Annotated in this window: 21 protein-coding genes, 1 tRNA gene and 1 pseudogene; 12 read left to right on the top strand and 11 right to left on the bottom strand. The window is 42.8% G+C overall.

The genetic code is table 11. The features are described 5' to 3' along the window. Positions 1-110 precede the first annotated feature (110 nt). The 4 genes and pseudogenes from V7K48_RS28205 to V7K48_RS28190 all read right to left on the bottom strand — a co-directional run. Positions 111-670, bottom strand: a pseudogene (locus tag V7K48_RS28205) (extracellular solute-binding protein); the annotation flags it as partial. Positions 671-674: 4 nt separating this feature from the next. After that, positions 675-2,312: a xanthine dehydrogenase family protein molybdopterin-binding subunit gene (locus V7K48_RS28200; RefSeq protein ID WP_335077541.1), complete on the bottom strand. Its 1,638-nt coding sequence runs from the start codon at positions 2,310-2,312 to the stop codon at positions 675-677. Positions 2,313-2,318: 6 nt separating this feature from the next. Beyond that, positions 2,319-2,747 (bottom strand): FAD binding domain-containing protein, encoded by a 429-nt coding sequence (locus V7K48_RS28195; RefSeq protein ID WP_335077540.1) that lies wholly within the window; start codon positions 2,745-2,747, stop codon positions 2,319-2,321. 145 nt (positions 2,748-2,892) lie between these two features. Next, complete coding sequence (locus V7K48_RS28190) at positions 2,893-3,030, bottom strand: 2Fe-2S iron-sulfur cluster-binding protein (protein ID WP_335077537.1); 138 nt, start codon at positions 3,028-3,030, stop codon at positions 2,893-2,895. Positions 3,031-3,075: 45 nt separating this feature from the next. On the opposite strand from V7K48_RS28190, the gene V7K48_RS28185 reads away from it, so the two are divergent. The 3 genes from V7K48_RS28185 to V7K48_RS28175 all read left to right on the top strand — a co-directional run bounded on the left by V7K48_RS28185 (position 3,076) and on the right by V7K48_RS28175 (position 4,411). Then, positions 3,076-3,237, top strand: a complete 162-nt coding sequence (locus tag V7K48_RS28185) for a hypothetical protein (protein ID WP_335077535.1) — start codon at positions 3,076-3,078, stop codon at positions 3,235-3,237. 130 nt (positions 3,238-3,367) lie between these two features. Continuing rightward, positions 3,368-3,940 carry an FAD-dependent monooxygenase gene (locus V7K48_RS28180; RefSeq protein ID WP_335077533.1) on the top strand — a complete coding sequence of 191 codons (573 nt, stop codon included), beginning with the start codon at positions 3,368-3,370 and terminating at the stop codon, positions 3,938-3,940. Between the two features lie 75 nt (positions 3,941-4,015). After that, entirely contained in the window at positions 4,016-4,411 is a 396-nt protein-coding gene (locus tag V7K48_RS28175; RefSeq protein WP_335077532.1) for an FAD-dependent monooxygenase, read from the top strand. A 491-nt stretch (positions 4,412-4,902) separates the two neighbouring features. Here the strand turns inward: V7K48_RS28175 and leuD are convergent, their stop codons facing one another. Both leuD and leuC read right to left on the bottom strand, forming a co-directional pair. Next, entirely contained in the window at positions 4,903-5,511 is a 609-nt protein-coding gene (leuD, locus tag V7K48_RS28170) for a 3-isopropylmalate dehydratase small subunit (RefSeq protein ID WP_335077530.1), read from the bottom strand. 104 nt (positions 5,512-5,615) lie between these two features. After that, positions 5,616-7,019, bottom strand: coding sequence for a 3-isopropylmalate dehydratase large subunit (gene leuC / locus V7K48_RS28165; protein WP_335077528.1), 1,404 nt, complete (start codon positions 7,017-7,019; stop codon positions 5,616-5,618). Positions 7,020-7,354: 335 nt separating this feature from the next. Between leuC and V7K48_RS28160 the strand changes: the two genes are divergently transcribed. After that, complete coding sequence (locus V7K48_RS28160; protein WP_335077526.1) at positions 7,355-7,999, top strand: hypothetical protein; 645 nt, start codon at positions 7,355-7,357, stop codon at positions 7,997-7,999. 362 nt (positions 8,000-8,361) lie between these two features. Here V7K48_RS28160 and V7K48_RS28155 read toward each other — a convergent pair whose 3' ends face one another. Both V7K48_RS28155 and V7K48_RS28150 read right to left on the bottom strand, forming a co-directional pair. Next, entirely contained in the window at positions 8,362-8,985 is a 624-nt protein-coding gene (locus V7K48_RS28155) for a chorismate lyase (RefSeq protein ID WP_335077524.1), read from the bottom strand. Positions 8,986-9,113: 128 nt separating this feature from the next. Further along, positions 9,114-9,194: transfer RNA gene (locus V7K48_RS28150), tRNA-Leu, on the bottom strand. A gap of 392 nt (positions 9,195-9,586) precedes the next feature. On the opposite strand from V7K48_RS28150, the gene accC reads away from it, so the two are divergent. Then, entirely contained in the window at positions 9,587-10,930 is a 1,344-nt protein-coding gene (gene accC / locus V7K48_RS28145; RefSeq protein ID WP_335077522.1) for an acetyl-CoA carboxylase biotin carboxylase subunit, read from the top strand. 359 nt (positions 10,931-11,289) lie between these two features. On the opposite strand, the gene V7K48_RS28140 is transcribed toward accC, so the two are convergent. Then, positions 11,290-11,583 carry a YggT family protein gene (locus tag V7K48_RS28140; protein ID WP_229462437.1) on the bottom strand — a complete coding sequence of 98 codons (294 nt, stop codon included), beginning with the start codon at positions 11,581-11,583 and terminating at the stop codon, positions 11,290-11,292. A gap of 308 nt (positions 11,584-11,891) precedes the next feature. On the opposite strand from V7K48_RS28140, the gene psbX reads away from it, so the two are divergent. From psbX to V7K48_RS28120, 4 genes are all read left to right on the top strand, one after another. Further along, positions 11,892-12,011, top strand: a complete 120-nt coding sequence (gene psbX, locus V7K48_RS28135) for a photosystem II reaction center X protein (protein ID WP_099100805.1) — start codon at positions 11,892-11,894, stop codon at positions 12,009-12,011. Between the two features lie 245 nt (positions 12,012-12,256). Beyond that, positions 12,257-13,168 carry a Ycf66 family protein gene (locus tag V7K48_RS28130; protein WP_335077520.1) on the top strand — a complete coding sequence of 304 codons (912 nt, stop codon included), beginning with the start codon at positions 12,257-12,259 and terminating at the stop codon, positions 13,166-13,168. 47 nt (positions 13,169-13,215) lie between these two features. Beyond that, positions 13,216-13,776 carry a TolB family protein gene (locus V7K48_RS28125; protein WP_335077518.1) on the top strand — a complete coding sequence of 187 codons (561 nt, stop codon included), beginning with the start codon at positions 13,216-13,218 and terminating at the stop codon, positions 13,774-13,776. A 58-nt stretch (positions 13,777-13,834) separates the two neighbouring features. Then, on the top strand, positions 13,835-14,359 hold the full coding sequence (locus V7K48_RS28120) for a TolB family protein (RefSeq protein WP_335077516.1): 525 nt from the start codon (positions 13,835-13,837) through the stop codon (positions 14,357-14,359). A gap of 70 nt (positions 14,360-14,429) precedes the next feature. Here V7K48_RS28120 and V7K48_RS28115 read toward each other — a convergent pair whose 3' ends face one another. Beyond that, positions 14,430-15,440 (bottom strand): succinate dehydrogenase/fumarate reductase iron-sulfur subunit, encoded by a 1,011-nt coding sequence (locus V7K48_RS28115; protein WP_335077514.1) that lies wholly within the window; start codon positions 15,438-15,440, stop codon positions 14,430-14,432. A gap of 1,470 nt (positions 15,441-16,910) precedes the next feature. Between V7K48_RS28115 and V7K48_RS28110 the strand changes: the two genes are divergently transcribed. From V7K48_RS28110 to V7K48_RS28100, 3 genes are all read left to right on the top strand, one after another. Then, positions 16,911-17,348, top strand: coding sequence for an AbrB family transcriptional regulator (locus tag V7K48_RS28110; RefSeq protein WP_322721207.1), 438 nt, complete (start codon positions 16,911-16,913; stop codon positions 17,346-17,348). 185 nt (positions 17,349-17,533) lie between these two features. Next, complete coding sequence (locus tag V7K48_RS28105) at positions 17,534-18,403, top strand: CPBP family intramembrane glutamic endopeptidase (RefSeq protein WP_335077511.1); 870 nt, start codon at positions 17,534-17,536, stop codon at positions 18,401-18,403. Between the two features lie 119 nt (positions 18,404-18,522). Next, positions 18,523-19,143, top strand: coding sequence for a hypothetical protein (locus V7K48_RS28100; protein WP_335077509.1), 621 nt, complete (start codon positions 18,523-18,525; stop codon positions 19,141-19,143). Positions 19,144-19,225: 82 nt separating this feature from the next. Here V7K48_RS28100 and V7K48_RS28095 read toward each other — a convergent pair whose 3' ends face one another. Next, complete coding sequence (locus V7K48_RS28095) at positions 19,226-20,347, bottom strand: geranylgeranyl reductase family protein (protein ID WP_335077507.1); 1,122 nt, start codon at positions 20,345-20,347, stop codon at positions 19,226-19,228. Positions 20,348-20,482 lie beyond the last annotated feature (135 nt).

Raw genomic sequence — 20,482 nt, 5'->3', positions numbered from 1 at the left:
GCGGAGTGGTAATTTAAGGGAATTTAGTAAAATCTCTAAAACTATTATGGTGTATAGATTTTATGGTTTTTGATAATTTCTATAACTCAAAAAAATGGGCGAACCGGGAGTTTGAAGAATACTTCGCTGGCATTCCGAGCAGTTTTGGGTAATAAAGGTGCATTATTATAGACTTTGGCGATAAAGTCTATTGCTTGATTTTCATTGCCGCCAGTTTTTGTCACAGAACTCCACAGACTAAGGAAGTTCCAGCGAGCACCGCCAGAGGTTCTGGGGTCAGATGTAACCACATTTACACCATCTCGTGCTAAATCTGTCCAAGTTTTGATATTTTGGGATTACCCTGACGGATGGCGATCGCATCTAAAGATTTGGTAACAATTGCATCATTAGGCGCTTCTTTTTCCCACCCCGGTTGAATAAAACCTGCCTGAACAAGTTTATTAATATCTAGGGCAAGTGACAGGTGTACCACATCGGCTTCTTTACCGTCAATTACGGCAAGAGTCTGGGAACCTGAGCCATCATAGCTTTGATTAAAAGTGACGTTTTGGTTATGTTCTTTCTTCCACTGTTCGATAAATTTGGGAATGATCTGCTGGTATGCTGCATTAGTAACTGAGTAAGAAACAAAGGTTAGGGTTACATCACTCTGGGAAGCTGCGCCAGTATTACTAGTATTCTGCTACCCCAACAATCGGAAGTTCCCCCAGACTTTTGGTTCCTAGTGCATTCACAAAAGGATCGTGTTCTTCAATAAATTGTACTTCCATATTTGGGATATCTGCATGAACGGGAATTAGGTAATCAGAAAGGTTAGCACCAACTATTCTGCCCTGATTGGCATCCATTACGGTTTTCTCCATCAGCGCCATACCGATTCCCCATGTAATCCCGCTTAAAACTTGACTCCGCGCTGTCTTGAAGTTGAGAATTCGCCCTGCACCATAAACACCTACGCAACGCCTAACCTTGATTTCTCCCAACGATTCATCAACAGCCACTTCCACAAATATCGCACCAAAAGAATGTTTAGCATATTGTTTGCTCTCTGGGTTGAGTGAGGATTCCTCTGTAACTTCTAAACTCTCTAACCCGTGACGAAGCAGAATATCGGTGTAGCTGTCTCGCTTGAAAGGGTCTTGTTTTAAAAATATTTGCCCTGACTCTACGGTAATATCTTCTGCTTGAGATTCGTAAAGCAGAGAATTTGGATCTATGATCGCCATTTTAATTATCTTATCCCGTGCGGCGATCGCTGCTTTATGCACCGCAGGAGAAACACTAGCAACTGTAATTGAGTTTCCTGCCATCGGGGCTTTAGGAAGATTACTATCACCTAGTTCAAACTGCACTGGTAATCCTAATACCTCAGCAGCTACCTGCGTCATTACTGTATAAGTGCCTGTACCGATGTCTTGAGTGCCACTTTGTACTTTCACTTCTCCATTGGCAAAAATTTTTACCTTGACTAATGCTGTTTGAATGTTGGTAGGAAATGTCGCACTTGCCATCCCCCAACCAATCAGGAAATGATTATCCCGCATGGAACGGGGAACTGGATTACGTTGTGACCAACCAAAAATTTCTGCCCCTTTTCGGTAACATTCTTTCAGGGATTTAGTTGACCAAGGTAATCCTTTGTGCGGCTCGATATCTGCATGATTTTTTAATCTGAATTCAATCGGGTCAATATTTAAGGCATATGCCAGTTCATCCATTGCTGACTCTAGGGCAAACATTCCCGGCGCTTCTCCTGGCCCACGCATAAAGGTTGGTGTGCCAGTATTAATGCGTGCCAAGCGGTATTTAATTTCCAAATTGGGACAAGCGTACATCATTGTTGTTGCTGTACCCACAAGTTCCACAAAGTCATCAAACAGAGAAGTTAAGGATGTGCCAATGTGATTGATCAGGGTTAGCTTACCTTCCTTGGTTGCACCTAAAGTTAGCTGCTGCTGAGTTTGGGATCTGTGGCCGCAAGCTGTGTACATTTGCGATCGCGTTAGCACAACTTTCACAGGGCGCTTTACTTGACGAGATGCGATCGCAGCCAGGATAGTATGAAATCTTAGCAGTACTTTACAGCCAAATCCTCCCCCTAAATATTTGGAGATGACGCGGACATTTTCTTGAGGAATATTCAGAACAGATGCGATCACTCTTTGGGTTGCAGAAATGCCTTGAGTGGTTTCATACAGCGTCAAATTATCCCCTTCCCACATAGCGATCGTTGCAGAAGGTTCTAGGGGATTATGATGTTCCAGATGAACAGCAATACAATGTTCGCTAGCTCCGAAAATAGCGTGCATTCGATTTTAACCTGCGATCGCAGCACAACCTATACCGGGAGTGCGTTTATTACAAGGAAAAACCGGATCGCGAAAGTAGCCATAGCGGACTCGTTGCAATAAATTACCGCCCACTGTTGCCATATTTCGCAGTTGCGGTGAAGCACTTTGTAATAATGCTTGGCTAATTACTGGATAGCACTCCTGAATTTGGGGATGAAAAGCCACGTCACTCATCCGAGAAACTGCACCAATACGGATTCCATCAGCTTGAGATTCAATATCTGCTAAGGATAAACTATTAATATCAATTAATAAATTTGCTGTTTGGACTCCATCCTTCATCAATCCCAGTAAATCTGTGCCACTAGCAATAAATGCAGCAGTTTTGTCTTTTTCAACTGTTGCGATCGCTACTTCTTGTGAAGTAACTTTAGCATGACTAAATGGCTGCATCTTCCATTTTCTCCAGCACATCCTGAATCGCTGCAATAATATTTGGATATGCTTCACAGCAGCAAAGGTTTCCACTCATCTTTGCTCTAATTTATACTTTAGATTTTGGCAGTTATTCCAATTTCATCCCCACGGCTGAGACAATTTAACCAGATGTGCAGTAACCACATTGAAAAGCATCATGGGTGATAAAGGCTGTTTGCATGGGGTGGAGTTTGCCATCTTGGGCTAATCCCTCTATTGTGATTATTTTAGCGCTGATATGCATTACTGCTAGAGTCATACAAGAGTTAATTCACTGGCAAATTTTCACACACAAGTTTTAATTGTGCCGATTGAAGCTGGGATGGCAATTGGATTGTGGATTATGATTATGATTGTGACTCAAAGCTTTACAGCCACCCCGTCACGTAGTAAAGCTATAATTGGGATGCAAGAAAAGCCGGATAAACTTCGGAGCGATCGCAATGGCAGAATTAATGATTCATAGTAATGTTAGAGGTAGACTTTAAATAACATTTGGATCATATGCAAAAATTTTATATTTTAAAATCTCTATTCAAGATTTGATATAATTCCCTACTAAATATTGTTTTAACCCATCTAATTAACCTAATAATATGGAAAATCTTACTCAGAAATTATCCAAACCGATAGTAGAGAAAGTTGCCATTGTCGGTGCTGGCCCAGGTGGTTTGGCTGCTGCTATAGCATTGAGAAGCCAAGGGATAGACGTTCAAGTGTACGAAAAAGCCCAAGAATTTCGTCCGGCTGGAACTGGACTAGGACTGGCTCCTAACGGTTTGAATTTTTTAGATGCGATCGCACCAGGAATAGTCGAAACCCTTAAAAGTTCAGGATGCGAGGTTTACCACACGGTTTTAAAGAATATTCAGGCAGAAACAATCCGAACTAACGCAACCAAATACTTGGAGCAATACGGACAGCCATTATTGACTGTTTGGTGGTATCGTTTGCAGCAAGTTCTAGCGTCTAGATTGCCATCTGACATCATTCACCTCAATCATCGCTGCATCGGCTTTGAGCAAGATGAAAAAAGTGTGGAAATTCATTTTAATGGCGAAAAATCAGTATATGCAGATTTGCTGATTGGGGCTGATGGCGTCAACTCTGTAATCAGAGAAACTTTATTTGGCGAGGGTAAGCCTAATTATATTGGTAGTATGTGTTGACGTGCCGTTATCAAGTATCACCACGAGTTATTTAATGACTATGAACTAGTTTTTGTCAAAGGCAATAAACAATTTATGTACATTCTCAATGTGGGCGGTGGCTATACCAGTTGGATTAGTCGGAAGTTATCGCCTGAGTACTCTCTTTCCCACAGTGCTGATCAAGTGAAATCTCGCATTCTCCATGAATTAACTGATTGGGATGAATCTTTTCGGGCGGTGGTAGAAGCGACACCAGCCGAGCAAATCTGGGAGGGGCCGATTTGCGATCGCCCACCGTTAACCCACTGGAGCCAAGGCAGAGTCACACTTTTAGGCGATGCTGCTCATCCAATGGCACCTGCGATGGCACAGGGAGCAAATACCACTTTTGAAGATGCATACGAATTGGGAGAGTGTTTTTCCCAGTCACAGCTAACTACCCTAGGGTTAATCATCCTAGGGATTAGCGTTGTGTCATTAGGACATTAAGCAAGGTTTAGAATATACAGGTTAGCAAAGCGGCAACTTAACTAACCTACATAGTGGTAGAGTTTCAATGTTATTTAGGAACTCTACCCTTTTTTAGCGCAATTTTATTATAGCAAGAATTAAAGCTAGTAATATATGTGATTGAATTAGATATATTACTGAACATATGTGATCTAATTATATAGATTAAATAATTCATGTTTGACTGTAATACTATTTATCCTATGTAATATGTCTATGACTTTAAGTAAAAGTCACTTTTAAACTTGTAATTAAATTACAAAATCAGACTCATTCCTAACTTAAATATGAAAATTAAGGCTGTAGAGCTACTAACTCAACCCTCAGCAATAGAGACAGAGCCTCAGATCAGGATTTGGACGCAACACACTTTGGGGGCACAACAATGTTGTGCCCCTACGACGAAAAAGCTATATTTTACACTTGAGAGTCTGAAACTTAGTTTCGAGAGAAACAAAAGAGTCACACTTCTAACTCGCGGCTAAATTGCCCCAACCGACGTAGGGTAATTTTGCAGCAGTTGCCCGAACTTGGTCAGCATTCGCCACCAACTGACCGCAAGCGTCCCAAGTCCCAGAAATAAATGTACTTCTAGTACCTTCTTCGATCGCAACTGGGGCAGTGTAATCACCAATCTGCACTTGCAAGGTTTCCAGATTCACTGTCACGGCAGCTTGAGGATTGGCAGCCACTAACTCTTGCAGTTGTTTAACAGTAACAGCATCGGCTGTCAGACAAGGTATGCCCATTGCCACACAGTTACCGAAAAAGATTTCTGCGAAGCTTTCACCGATTAAAGCTTGGATTCCCCATTTTGCGATCGCTTGGGGTGCATGTTCCCGTGATGAACCACAGCCAAAGTTACGGTTGACTATTAAAATCTTCGCACCTTGGTACTGGGGTTGGTCAAAGGGATGTTCACCTTTAAGTGCTGTCCGGTCATCAATAAACGCGCCTTCGCCTAACCCATCAAAGGTAACGGCTTTTAAATATCGCGCGGGAATAATGCGATCAGTATCTATATCATTGCCCACTAAGGGTATACCGCGCCCTGAAACTGTTTTAACTTCACTCACCATATTATTTTTATATAGAAAACGTAGACACGAAGTGGCTTCCCGTAGGGTAGGACACAAAGAAAGAAAGAAAAGTTTAAGAGACTTATCTCTGCCACGAAGTGGGGTTACAGTAACTCGCGTACATCAGAAACTTCGCCTTTAATTGCAGCAGTGGCGACCATCGCCGGACTCATTAACAATGTCCTACCGGAGGATGAACCCTGTCTTCCTTTAAAGTTGCGGTTAGAAGAGGAAGCACTGATTTGTCTTCCTTGTAGCTTATCGGGGTTCATGGCTAGGCACATGGAACATCCCGGTTCACGCCACTCAAATCCGGCTTCCTCAAAGATTTTGTCCAGTCCTTCAGCTTCCGCCTCTTCCTTCACCCTTTCAGAACCAGGCACAACAAAGGCTTTGATTCCCTCAGCAACGTGGCGACCTTTGGCGATTTTCGCAGCTTCCCGTAAATCACTAATTCTGCCGTTAGTGCAACTACCAATAAAGCAGACATCTATTTTGGTGCCCTTGATGGGTTGACCAGGATATAAATCCATGTAGCGGTAAGCTTCTTCGGCAATGAATCGGTCTTCTTCAAGCAGTTCTTCCGGTTGAGGCACTGACTGGTTGACACCGATACCTTGACCGGGAGTAATCCCCCAGGTAACAGTAGGAGAAATTTCAGCAGCGTCGAATACGACTACATCATCATATTGGGCATCAGCATCGCTCTTGATGGAATCCCACCAAGCCACTGCTTTATCCCAATCTGCATCTTTGGGTGCAAAATCTCTACCCTTGAGGTAATCGTAGGTAACTTGATCGGGATTAACGTAGCCGCATCTAGCACCGCCTTCGATCGCCATATTGCAAACTGTCATCCTCTCTTCCATATTCATTTGTTCAAATGTCGTACCTGCAAATTCGTAGCCATAGCCCACACCACCTTTAACGCCAAGGGTGCGGATGATATGCAGGATGACATCTTTGGCGAAAACTCCTGGCTTTAGGGTGCCGTTAACTTCAATTTTGCGGACTTTCAGTTTAGAAAGGGCGAGAGTTTGAGAAGCAAGAACATCCCGGACTTGGCTAGTACCAATACCAAATGCGATCGCACCAAATGCCCCATGACTGGAAGTGTGGCTATCTCCACAAGCGATCGTCATTCCTGGTTGGGTGATTCCAAGTTCTGGAGCGATGACATGAACTATACCCTGACTGCCAGAACCAATGTTGTAAAAAGTTATGTTATTTTCTTGACAGTTATTTTCCAGCGCCTGGATCATTTCCTCTGCCAAGCTATCGGCAAAGGGACGCGCCTGATTTTCTGTGGGCACAATATGATCGACTGTAGCGACGGTACGCTCTGGAAACAGTACTTTCAGATCCCTCTCGCGTAACATAGCAAAGGCCTGGGGACTGGTGACTTCATGAATTAAGTGAAGCCCGATAAATAGTTGCGTCAGCCCTGAGGGAAGTGTACCAACGGTGTGTAAGTCCCAAACTTTGTCAAACAGGGTACCTTTGCTCATACGTCAATCAGTATTTAAAGAGTCCGGACTTAAATAGTATCAAAAAAAAGTATAGGTTTTTGCAGATCACTTAATATTACTTACATCTTTACACTCTTATTTCTCTGTGCCGCGCCAGCTGCTATAACGGGGGGAACCCCCGCAACGCACTGGCTTCTCTGTGCCTCTGTGGTTTCAATCTTCCTTAATGTAGACGCGCAGCGGCTTGCCGCAGGCTACCGCAGAGGCAAGGCAGTGCGTTGGGCGGGTTCCCCGACTTGAAGCAACTGCCGCGCTGAGAACACAGAGGAAGAGAGAACAGAGGTAATATCTACCTTTGAGGCAGCAAATCCGAAATGTTTAAGCTGATTTTGGTCCAGTGTAATTATGTTAGTTTGCGCGATCGCTTAATCTTCAGATTGCAGGAAATTTGTCAACTTGAAATTCGTGTTTTGGCAGTGCAGCAATCTCGCAAAACTCTTTATACTGCGATTCAGGAAGAATTCGGCGAAGAAATACCAGCCTGTGTGATGGTTGTCGGTTTGGAATCAGTACAGAATTTGCCTATAATGTTAACTTCTGCTAATCAGGTGCAGGAAGAGTTTCGCAAGAATTTTGCTTTTCCCTTAGTGTTGTGGATTGACGATGAAATTTATAAACAACTAATACAGCTTGCACCAGATTTGGAAAGTTGGGCAACTACGAGAAATTTTGCTATATCAACACAGGAATTAGTAGATTTTATCATTCAAACCGCTAATCAATGGTTTAGTAATAACTTAAAACTTAGCGTAAATGTATATATCAAACTGGAAAATGATTTAGAAACAGCGCAAAGAGATTTACTCAATCAGCCAGATGTTTATAATTTAAAAATTAAAGCTAATTTAAAATCTTTATTAGGTTTTGTTAAACAGATAAATAATTACGAAGATTCGGCTTTAGAGCATTATCATAAAGCTTTAGAACTTTGGCAGGAAAGTAATAATTTAGAAAAGTAAGCAATAATTCTCGGTGAGATTGGTATTTGTTATTATCTCAAAGCTTTTAAACATCAAGATATCAATCATCCAGATTGGCAAGCAACTTGGCATTATGTTCAAGAGTATATTAATTTTATTAACCAGTTTCAAAGTCCAGATTTAATCGCCAATTCAGTAGTGAAATTCGGTGATATCTTGCGAGACTTGCAAAAGTGGGAGTGGGTAAATGATACCGCCGCCAGTTGCTTCTCGTCTTGGCGGTAGCCTGCGGCAAGCCACTACGTGTCTACGATAAATTAAGCTTTTCGGCGATTTTTATGTAAATCCTGAGTTATTTAAATAGCAATCAAAACTTAAAAGCAATATTCTCTTCAGGCTTTTTATGGGTTTTTTGAATTTAATTGCATAGCTCCCAAATATTTGGTTAAATAAGGCGAAAAAACTTCATAAATTAAAGTTAGTGGCTGTCCATGATGCCAAAACAAGTAATGGCGACCCCAAAAAGGCCCGGTTACATCAAAACCAGACTCTAACGCCGATGAGTCACCGTAGTAAATTCCTCGAACATCCCGATACAACTCTGTGCGAAGACGAGCTAAACTTGCCCAAATTGGTAATGAACGATTTTGCAAATACTCATCTACATGACTGGCTTCCCACCACGAAGTGGCGTAGGCTAATCGTTGACCAGAAGCAGTACGCAGCCACACTTGTCGCCGTAGTCGTGGACCTGGGACAGTTTGGATTAATTCAGGCGCACCATCCAAGTCCATGCCAATCAATGACATATCAATCACATCTACTTCTACAGGCTCACCTGTGAGCAATTCTAGGTGACGTGTTGGAGAGCCGTCACCCAAAAGCATTAGTTGCCAAGCAGGTGCTAGCTGAGTATGAGGTAAACTTTGTTGAATTATTTCCTCCCCTCCTTGCCAAATCGGAGTGAGGCGATGCCAAGCTGCTGGCAATGTTAAGTTGTTTGTGGGCGTAAAAGTAATACTCAATGCTTTTTACAAAACTTCACCTATCTCTATAAAAGCATAAAAAACCTTAGCTCTACTCAGATTTAAGGGTCAATAATCTAAGGTGTTTTGACCCTTGACTATTGACCCTTGACTAAACAAACAAAATATGCGGATGGCGAGACTCGAACTCGCAAGGCAAAGCCACACGCACCTCAAGCGTGCGCGTATACCAATTCCGCCACATCCGCACGGGTTGTCTAAATATAGACTATAGCATAAGAAAATAATTATAGTAAGGTGATATCTAAAGTTATATTTCTCAAAAATATAAATTTCCTCAAGGCGGTATCAGACTGACAGAAATCTAGCCTCTGCACAAGTGATATTAAAAAGGGTAGAGCTACTGTAGGAGGTGCGGTGCGATGTCTACGACGGGCTACGCCTACGCAAAAGCCCATTTTGGCACTAGCCAAGACTTACAGTAATTAAGACCCATAAAGGCAGCAAGCTTGCAATATGAAAGTTTGCTTAGAATCAGGGTGGCGAATCGACTGTGATAATTTGAAATAATGCGAAAGCGTCGTTTCAAGTTGGATCAGAGAAAATGTCAATCTACTGGTAATGATATCGAAACTAAAAAATGAAGTTTGACAAAATATTAATTGCCAATCGGGGAGAAATCGCCCTTCGCATTCTCCGCGCCTGCGAAGAAATGGGGATTGCGACAGTTGCGGTTCACTCTACCGTTGACCGTAATGCTCTTCACGTCCAACTTGCTGATGAAGCGGTTTGCATTGGCGAACCTGCTAGCAGTAAAAGTTATTTGAATATTCCCAATATTATTGCTGCCGCCCTGACGCGCAATGCGACAGCCATTCATCCAGGTTATGGCTTTTTGGCAGAAAATGCCCGGTTTGCGGAAATCTGTGCCGACCATCATATTGCTTTTATTGGCCCAACTCCAGAAGCTATCAAGCTGATGGGGGATAAATCGACTGCCAAAGAAACCATGCAAAAAGCTGGAGTCCCTACAGTACCTGGTACTGAGGGGTTAGTAGAATCTGAGGAACAAGGATTAAAATTAGCCAAGGATATCGGCTATCCAGTGATGATCAAAGCCACAGCGGGTGGTGGCGGACGAGGTATGCGCCTAGTTCGTTCTGAAGATGAATTTGTCAAACTTTTCCTGGCCGCCCAAGGGGAAGCAGGAGCAGCTTTTGGGAATTCTGGCGTTTACATAGAAAAATTTATTGAACGTCCCCGCCACATCGAATTTCAAATTTTGGCGGATAATTATGGTAATGTTATCCACTTGGGCGAACGGGATTGCTCTATTCAGCGCCGGAATCAAAAGTTACTGGAAGAAGCACCAAGTCCGGCTCTCGACCAAGACCTGCGCGAGAAAATGGGACAAGCTGCTGTCAAAGCTGCCCAATTTATTAACTACAGTGGGGCGGGTACTATCGAGTTTCTCTTGGATAGATTCGGTAAATTCTACTTTATGGAAATGAACACCCGGATTCAAGTAGAACATCCTGTAACAGAGATGATTACTGGAATAGACTTGGTTGCCGAACAAATTCGGATTGCCCAAGGGGAAAGACTCAAGCTTACCCAAGAGCAAGTAGTTTTGCGGGGTCATGCGATCGAATGCCGGATCAACGCTGAAGACCCGGATCATGACTTTCGCCCTTCTCCTGGACGAATCAGTGGCTATCTTCCCCCTGGAGGGCCTGGTGTTCGGATTGATTCCCACGTTTACACAGATTACCAAATCCCGCCCTATTACGATTCCTTGATCGGCAAGTTAATTGTTTGGGCCCCAGATCGACCTACTGCTATTAACCGCATGAAACGCGCACTCCGGGAATGTGCCATCACTGGACTACCCACCACCATTGGATTTCATCAAAAAATTATGGAAACTCCACAGTTCTTGCAGGGTAATGTCTATACAAATTTTGTGCAAGAAATGAACGGTTAAGGGGGTGGAGAGTGGGAAGCTGGAGGAGCAAGAGAGCAGGGGAGCAGGGGTGAAATAACCAATGCCTTATGCCCTACGCCTCCTCAATTTTGGATTTGCGTTAGCGAGTCAGACGCTACGCACAGTTGCTCTAAGCGTACCCCTTCTCCTTCTCCTGACGGAGAGGCTGCGCCAACGGAGACGCTAACGCGAACGGGGAAGCAAGCTACGCGTAGCGTCTCTAAGAGTTGCCATGCCGTTGGCGCAGCTTCTCCAAGAGTTGGCTTTACGCTGCGCTATCAAGCGTTTTTTAGATTTTAGATGTTCAATCCAAAATCCAAAATCCAAAATCCAAAATTCTTCTGCCCCATGCCCTATCCCTAATTCACACGAGATAGCATAGTCAGCAATCCTTGCTGACCTAGCAGGATTTCTCGCAGCAGGCTAAAGATACCAACCCAAATAATCGGTGTAATGTCCACCCCACCTATAGGTTGGACTAGCTTTCGCAATGGTACTAAAAATGGTTCAGTAGGCCAAGCTATTAAATTAAAGGGCAAACGATTCAGATCCACTTGCGGATACCAAGTGAGAATGATCCGGAATATAAATAAAAATGTCATCAGTCCCAACACAGGGCCCAGAATCCAAGCAGTCAAGTCAACACCAGTCATCGGTTTAAGCTACTATCTATCTCTAAAGAAAGAAAAAACTTAGGCAACGGTAAGCCCTTCGGGTTCGCGTAGGCGTAGCCCGTCGTAGACATCGCCAGAAAATTTTAAGCTTTGTAAAGCACTCTCATGATCATTTTAACCAAATGCTGTCACTTCCTTCTGAAATAGAAAAGCGAACTCGCTCACGTGGTTAACTCAACAACTGGTGAAAGCAGTTACCAAGTTTAGCAGTTCCAAGTTAGAGGCTTCTCAAGAAAGTAATACACTATTAAAATTAGGATGAACTGTGTAAAAAAAGGTTGAGAAGTATGACGCCTTCTTTAGCAAATTTTCTTTGGAGTCTGCTATGGGGTACTGCAATTGTTGTAATCCCCGTTACAGTTGGTCTAGTTTTCATTAGCCAAAAAGATAAAATTCAGCGTTCATAATGCTTATGAGAGTCGAATTGACTCTCATAACCGATTGTCTGTCAGTTATTTTTAATTGCACCAAAAACAGCAGTGTTTACCGCTAGGAGCAGTTGTAGCTGACAGAAGTAGGTGTTTTTATTTTTCTGTGAACAGCTTCAGAGCTTCTTTGCCAGAGGCTTTGAAGCTTCAATATATCGTGACTAATTAGAGTAGTGATTTTAATTGTGACTCGCTAACATAGATTTGATATTGGGAAAACAGCAATGATAAATTTTGGGCTGAACTCAGCCAGTTTTCTGGCTCAGGTTAATTTTGGGGCAAACTCAGCCAGTATTTTAGGAATTTTCCTGGCTGTGGCTGGGGCAGCACTGTATTTTCTCCGCACTGTGCGTCCGGAATTGTCACGGGATCAAGATATCTTTTTTGCGGCAGTCGGCTTGCTCTGCGGCTTCATTCTCGTCTTTCAAGGATGGCGGCTAGACCCGATTCTTCAATTTGGTCAACTGCTTTTAGTTGGCACAACTGTGTTTTTTGCAGTTGAAAGTATTCGCCTGCGGAGTATAGCTACCCAGCAAGCAAAACGCAACACTCCGATTGTGGACGATGAACGAGAGATAAGCAGAAACTATGAGTACAAGAATCGCAGAAACTATCAAGCTGAAATTGAAGACTTAGATCCATTGCCTTATGAAGACGAGGAGGAACGCCCCGTGCGTGCCCGGATTCAGGGTAGCAGGGATAAGATTTCAACTCGTGATGACTACTACGAGGAGCAACCCCCCCGTCGTACAGAACGCCGCAATAGCAGCAGTAGTGAAAGACAGGCTGCGACTGATAAAACGCGGCGGCGGACTTCTGGCCGTCCAGTGAATCGCCCTTCTGAAAGCTCTGAAGAAGAGAATTGGGGTTCTTCATCTAGGGAAGTTGATGATTGGGAAAGTTCGGGTGGGGAAGTCAGAAAACCTTCTCGCCGCAGTAATAACGGGCCCCAGCGTCCCGAAAGTCGTGATGATGATGTTGCTCCCAGACCAAGAAGGCGTCGTCCACCCACTGACTCGACTCCTCGAAGAGGGCGCGAAGATGATGAGGCGATCCCAACTGATTATGTACCATACAACCCGGTTGAAAAGCCAAATCAGGAGCCAGATAATTCGACCGATTTTGACGATGTTTAAAACAGTTAGCGTGGAAATAGATTTAGAGGCGACGGAAAACAGTTGAGGTGGAAAAATTTACGCCTACATTTTGGCTCCAAAGACCAATTCATTGGAGCCTGGTTTTTGGTTTAACAAGTTTGCTTGTATCTTGTGGTTCTAACGATATTCCTATAGGGTCTACTTCCCTCAACAGTCGCTACACCGAGGAGCAACCTGCTTTGAGTGGAAATGGGCGTTTTTTAGCGTTTGTATCTAATCGGAATGGTAATCAGCAGTTACTGGTGTACGATTTGGAGAGGCAACTGTTTATTGGCACACCGGGGATAAACCGACAGGAGACAATTGCTGAAAGTCCGAGTTTGAGCTATACCGGGCGTTATATTGCTTATCTTACTAGTGATCAAGGTAGACCTGTGGTGGCACTTTACGATCGCGCTACGCAACAGTCGCAAATCGTCACACCAATCTATCGCGGCTGGGTCAGAAAACCAAATATCAGCCCAGATGGACGTTATGTTGTCTTTGAAACCGCCACCCGTGGTCAGTGGGATATTGAAGTCCTAGACCGGGGGCCAAATATTGAGTTAGATATTCCTAACGGTGCAACTGTCGGTTCATCTCCGTAAAGGAGGCAGGGGAGGTAGGGGGAGAATAATTACTGATTAATGATTAATAACTATATATATGAAACGTATTGTTTTTATACCTGTATTTTTCTGTTTAAGTTTATTGACTGGGTGTTTTGGCTACCCTCGCATTTTAAGTTATCCCTTTGATCCGGGGGGTCGGAGTCTCAATAGTTTAGCGTCGGAATTAAATCCCCAAATTTCTGGGAGATACATTGTTTTTATTACTGACCGACGTGGTAGCCAAGATGTTTATATGTTTGATACGGTGACTCGTGATTTGGTTGATTTGCCAGGTTTAAATTCCTTTGATGCGATCGCAACTCATCCTAGCGTTTCACAAGATGGTCGTTATATTGTATTTGGTGCTAGCCGTCAGGGGCGATCAGCCATTTTTCTCTACGATCGGGAAACACGTCAATCACGGAATTTGACTAATAATCTGCAAGCGGAAGTCCGCAACCCTACAATTAGCGCTGATGGTAGCAGGATTGCTTTTGAATCGAGTAGCAACGGGCAGTGGGATGTTTTAGTATATGACCGTTATGGACAGCCGTTGAATATCCCTCAAGAACCGCGTTGAACTGGAGTTAGGAGTTATGAGTTAAAATTCTTAACTCCTGTAGAGACGCGATTAATCGCGTCTCTACTCCTCATTCCTCACTTTTATTTTCTACTTGTTGCACAGATTCAATGAGCGATCGCACTTGTTGCATCCCCTCTGAAGGTTCAAATGATCGGGGAAACTTACCCCGGATGATCATCCGTAAACCGAGGGGTGCAAGACTGAGTAATCCTTTTAAATCTCGAAAGTAGTTACCGACAACTTGTAAACCAAATTGACGTTCATCAATCCAACCACCTTCTTTAACTAAATCCACCAATACTTTTCGGTGACGAAGTGAGCGACTATCGCTGGCTTGTTTCTGGGTGAGAATTTCTTGTTTAATTTTGGTGATTTGTTCTAATGGTGCAACATCCATTGGACAAACGGAATCGCAGTACAAACAACGGGTGCAACCCCATACGCCTTTAGTACCTTCGTTGTAGCTTTCTAAACGATTTTCGGTGTCGCGATCGCGGGAATCTGCTACCATCCGGTAAGCTTTGGCAAGGGCATGGGGACCAACAAAGTCTGGATTAACTTCACGGGCGTTGCATTCAGAGTAACAAGCACCGCACATAATACAGTTGCCAGTTTGATCGAGGCGCGATCGCTCTTGGGGTGTTTGCAAAAACTCTCTTTCGGGTACAAGTCGTGCTGCCGTACTCACATAAGGAGCAACTGCCTCTAGATTATTCCAGAAACTGCTCATATCTACAACTAAATCTTTAATCACCGGCATATTGCCGAGAGGGGCGATCGTGATTTCGCCAATGGCATTTACTTTACTTTGGGATGATGATATTTGTTGTAATCTGGCAAGTTCACTGCCAACATTTTCCTTACAAGCTAAAGCCGAACGCCCATTAATTCGCATAGCACAGCTACCACAAATGGTATTGCGGCAATTTTTGCGAAACGCCAAAGTTCCATCTTGCTCCCACTTAATATGATTGAGGCAATCCAAGATTGTATTACCTGGTTCTGCCTCTACGAAGTAGGTTTGCACAACAGGAGAGGAATTTTGTTGCTGTCGAATGACCTTAAAAATAACTTCCATGACCACTAACCAAAATTTTAAAATTGCTTCACTAGCCTCAACAATCATCAGTCAAGGCAGGTAGTTGCCAAAAGTGAGCTATACTTTTTTGCCCTTAATTCAAATCCTGGTGTTAATAGGCTGACGATGAAAGAGTGACTGATTCTAGTTTAAGGATAACCATTAAAACTTTACTTGCACCAGCGCCGTAGGCAAGATTTGTGTCAAATTCTGAGTTAAAACGCCAAAAATGTAATCGGAGCTTTGCATTGAATTTAGCTGTTTAGGAATGTAAAGGAAAGGAAGTTTGCTTAGAAAGGGACTTAGGTTCATCTTTGACCTAGCGATCATATCCAAATTAGATGCATGTCAGGTTAGCAACACGTCTTGATCTCAACTTGAGTCAAGCAGTCCTGACTGGAAAATTCCACCTTCGCTACCGCTTGACAGAATTTTTTGATTATATAGAAGTGTAAAAGCACATGTTCAATATATAGTAATAGCAATCAAGCGCTAGGCAGATGTTAAGAGATTTATTCTTCCCATAGACAGACGGACAAAATCTTCTGACCGCTTTTGAGCTTACGGTAATAAACTGAGGAAAAATCCTCACCACTTTTAAATAAAAGTTCTTGCACCGGAAATCCCGGATGCGGGAGACTTTTAGATTTTTGCCTCCTCTCAATCAAGAAAATCTTGGATTTAACTCATTGGTCAAAACGGCTCGTCTATATTAGATAAATTTTTATAAAAGCCATAGGGCAATACTTACGCTTGCAATAAAGGGTTAAGAAAATACTCGCTGCTTTTTCCAAGCTTTAAGTCCAGGAATTTAAATAAAAATTTACCAGCAACTTTAATTCAAAATTAAACAACTATTTTGCTATTATTAGTCCATGCTAGTATTTGATATAAAATTACGAAGTAACAAAACCAGAATCAATAGCCGTATCAGCGCGGTTACTACTGCTTTGTTGATTCGTAATGTAGAGACCAAAAAATTCACGTCTCTACTGGCAGGACAAAAGGGCGTATGCCCATAGGACTCTATTGAAATACTATGCTGTCCAAAGCTTGAAAGGACGAGTAGAGAAAACTCTACTTGTTCATTGGTCAGAAAGGCAAGCACTGAAAGTGAAAAACCTGCAATTTATTGGGTCTACGACTTATTTGTAGTAGAATCAACACAATTTGTAAAGGTGGCTGAAAGTTACACCGCTACAGTAGCGTCACAGGAGAAAATAGTTTTCTTTCTGATGGCGAATAATGGTTAAAAGTGCCGTAACATCGCCAAAATTAATGTCTGTGGCAACTATGACCTCTAGTTGGTTGTGGACAACCATATATAGAAGTGCTTTTGGCTCTTATCAGCAGGAATTCACCCGTTACATTAGGGTCTTAAGTAGCTTTATGCAAATGCTAAAAAGCTAAATGCTGGCATGAGACTACATCGTTTATCAGTTTGGAGAGAGTAAGGAAAATTTGAGCATAATGACTGAAACTGCAACCGCGCCATTAACCGGAAAAGCACTACTTGCTAAAGTAAAAGAACTTTCCACTTTACCACGCCGAGAAAGAGCTAAACAGTGCGGCTATTACACTGTTACTAAGAATAACCAGGTTCGTGTCAATCTCACTGATTTTTATGACGCTTTGCTATCGGCTAGAGGAATTCCTCTAAGTCCAGAAGCACCTAAAGATGGTCGTGGTCGTGAACCGACATATCGGGTTAGTGTCCATCAAAATGGTCAGATTGTAATTGGTGCCACATATACCAAGGCAATGGGCTTAAAGCCTGGAGATGAGTTTGAAATTAGGCTGGGTTACAAGCATATTCACTTGATTCAACTCGGTGAAAGTGATAAAAAATTAACCTCACAAGATGTAGATTCTGACGAATCAGACGAAGATTTGGAAGATGAAGAGTAAATTTGCTGATGGTAGGGATAAGTTTCAGGTGATGATAACTTGTCCTTACTCCGACAGCAAACTGGTAGCTCTATTGAGATAATTTTGTCCCAGATAAAAAATACGATTAGACCCCTTGCAGAAGTCACCAAATTTAGTAGAGTCTTGATTAATCAGCAAGAAATCTATAATGCAAGAAGTCTATCGTGTTTTTTTTGTTTATTTTGATAACTTTCTTTGAGCCTTCGGTCAACATCTTACTGGCGTTTATGGAAAATGCACCAGCACTAGTTGTAGTGATGGCATTTTTTATTTTCTGGATAGTTTGCTGGTTGCCAGTCGCAACAGGATCAGCAATATTGCTCAATTGGCAACCTCCCAAACCTTTGCAGCCAGAGCAAAAGATGCCGTTATTGGCGTCACTCTACCTATTAGCTCCCCTGATTCTATGGGGAGTTAGTTGGCTGAGGAATAAATCTTTTTCGGATTACGGCTTTGTTGGGAATCTTTCAACTCTTGGTTCTTTAGCACTAGGTTTCGGTTTGGGAGTGGTGAGCCTAGCTATTGTATTTAGTGGGCAATTCGGATTAGGTTGGTGTTCTTTTGAAAAGACGAATTTCAAGTTATTACTACCCATCTTGCTATCGATTTTCTTGATAGCGTTATTAGTAGGTGGGATAGAAGAGTTAGTTTTTCGCGGTTTCCTGTTCACTGAATTAGCGCAGGATTATCCAATTTGGGTAGCAGCAGCAATATCTAGCTTGATTTTTGCCTTGCTACACCTGGTTTGGGAGCAACGCGAAACTGTACCTCAACTCCCTGGATTGTGGCTGATGGGAATGGTGCTAGTGTTGGCACGCTTTGCCTCTAGTGGCAATTTGAGTTTTGCTTGGGGACTGCACGCGGGATGGGTATGGGCAATCGCAACTTTAGATACAGCAGGATTAATTACTTACACAGGTAAAGTCTCTGACTGGTTCACAGGTAAGAACAAAAAACCTTTAGCTGGTTTGGCGGGAATTATTTGTGTACTGGGAACTGGAGTGATTATCTGGTTTTTCTCTAGGTATTTTTAATTTCGTGCCAAGGTACAATATTTGAGGGGCGAGCCTGCTAACCGAAGCTTGCCTTTTAAATAATTCTTGCAAAGATGGGGAAGCTATGCACAATTAAGATAGAACTGGAGCAGAAGTCTATGGCATACAGTGATTTTAGTCTCGCTAAAGTAAGAAATGCGTTTGGCTTAACTTTAGAAGAGACACGTAATCTATTTCTTACTGTAGCAGGTGTCCAGCCATCTGACTTGCTAAAACGGTTGCTGGATGAAAACCTAACTTTAGCGACTGCAATCAATAGCGAAAAAGCCCGTTCTGAGTTTTTAATCGCTCCTATTCTGTCTGAGGTAAGGCGACAGTTAAATTATCGGATCAGCTTATTTTCAGGTACAGAATTCAATGTTGATCCAGCTCTTGGACTCTCAGGTTTTTGTGACTTTATCCTCAGTGCATCTGGTGAACAGTATTTTATCAGTGCTCCAGTAGTCACTGTTATAGAGGCCAAAAATGAAAATATCATCGCTGGATTGGGGCAATGTGTAGCCACAATGATTGCTGCTCAAATATTTAATCAAAGAGCAGGTAATGAAATTCCAGTCATCTATGGAGCAGTGACAAGTGGAACTGCTTGGAAATTCTTAACTTTAGAACAGAATACTGTTTGCATTGACTCAATTGAATACTATGTTAATGCAGTCGATAAGATTCTGGGAGTTATATTGCAAACCTTTGAGAGTTCCTTGTCTAAAACCCTAGTTTAGAGAAATGGTAAGTAGATAGGCATAAATAAAGTGAAAATAGGGCAGGCAAGACGCCCACCCACTAGAGATTTGTTACTAATCCCTAACCTCCAAAACCAGGGATTAAACGCTTGAGAGCGCGACCGGCAACGTCGCCATAACGCAGTTCTCCGCACAGAATCTTACCCATGATTTTGGCACCGGAGGGGCGCTTAACACCAACTTTGTAGCCAATGCTAGGAAAGCGATAGAATGCTCCAGCTAATTTTTGCGCCCAAGCCATCTCAGTACCCCATTCTTCATTAATGGCTTCACTATATTTTTCTAAAGCATTGCTATCACCAGAAAGAGCCTGATTAATCGCTCCTGCTGCAATCAAACCGCTAAAAATTGAAGGGCGAATGCCTTCTGCTGTCATGGGATCAACTACACAAGCAGCTTCCCCAGCCAAAACTGCATTTTGAGTATGCAACTTTTGGTTGCCATCCCACAAGCAAAGGGGATAACCATACTGCTTGCTAGTTTTGATATCTAGATTAAACGATCGCGCGTACTCATCTAAAATCTTCTTAAAATCTTGAGGTTCGCCACCGATAAACGTACCGACACCAATGGAATAACCGTCCGCCTTCGGGAAGTTCCAAATATAGCCATTTTTCACCAAGCCAAACTCGAAGTGAATTGTGGATTTGTCCTTCACCGTTGCGGAAACTTCTGCTTCCAAAGCTGCTGCTAAACGACGTTTACGTTCTTTGAAGCCTAGCCATTTTGCCATTGGCCCTTTGGCACCATCAGCCGCAATTAAGTAGCGACCTGTAATTGGCCCATTGGCTGTGTTAACTTGCCAATAGTCACTTTGAAACTCAATACTCGTCACTTCAGTATTATCTCGGAGTTCAGCCCCTTGCTTCTGTGCCTGCTGGACTAGGAAATGGTCAAAAATATCTCGTCGCACCATCCAGACTGGTTCTTTGGTGGCGATTTTTGCTTCCACGGGGTCGCCCAATTTCCAGGTAAAGCGAAGGGAGTCGGCTTTCACAGAAATCGCTGGGCTAAAATCAAAGTCAAACCATTGAGCGATCGCTGGAGATACACCACCGCCACAAGGTTTATATCTTGGCAGGGATTCTTTTTCTAAGACTAATACTGAGCGACCTTGCTTGGCTAAATGATATGCAGCTGTTCCACCAGCTGGCCCAGCACCGACGATGATGCAGTCGTACATATGGCTGAATTTTTGCTCCGGAATTAGTGATTTTCTATTGAGATACTTGATCAATTTTTGTTAGATACCTAAGAAATGATAAAGGCTGAAGAATTTATCCATCATCCTTCAGCCTTTATGCTTCAGACTTGAGAT

It is taken from the genome of Nostoc sp., from assembly GCF_036919615.1.
Taxonomy (GTDB): domain Bacteria; phylum Cyanobacteriota; class Cyanobacteriia; order Cyanobacteriales; family Nostocaceae; genus Nostoc.
This window is presented reverse-complemented; position numbering and strand designations above follow the sequence as displayed.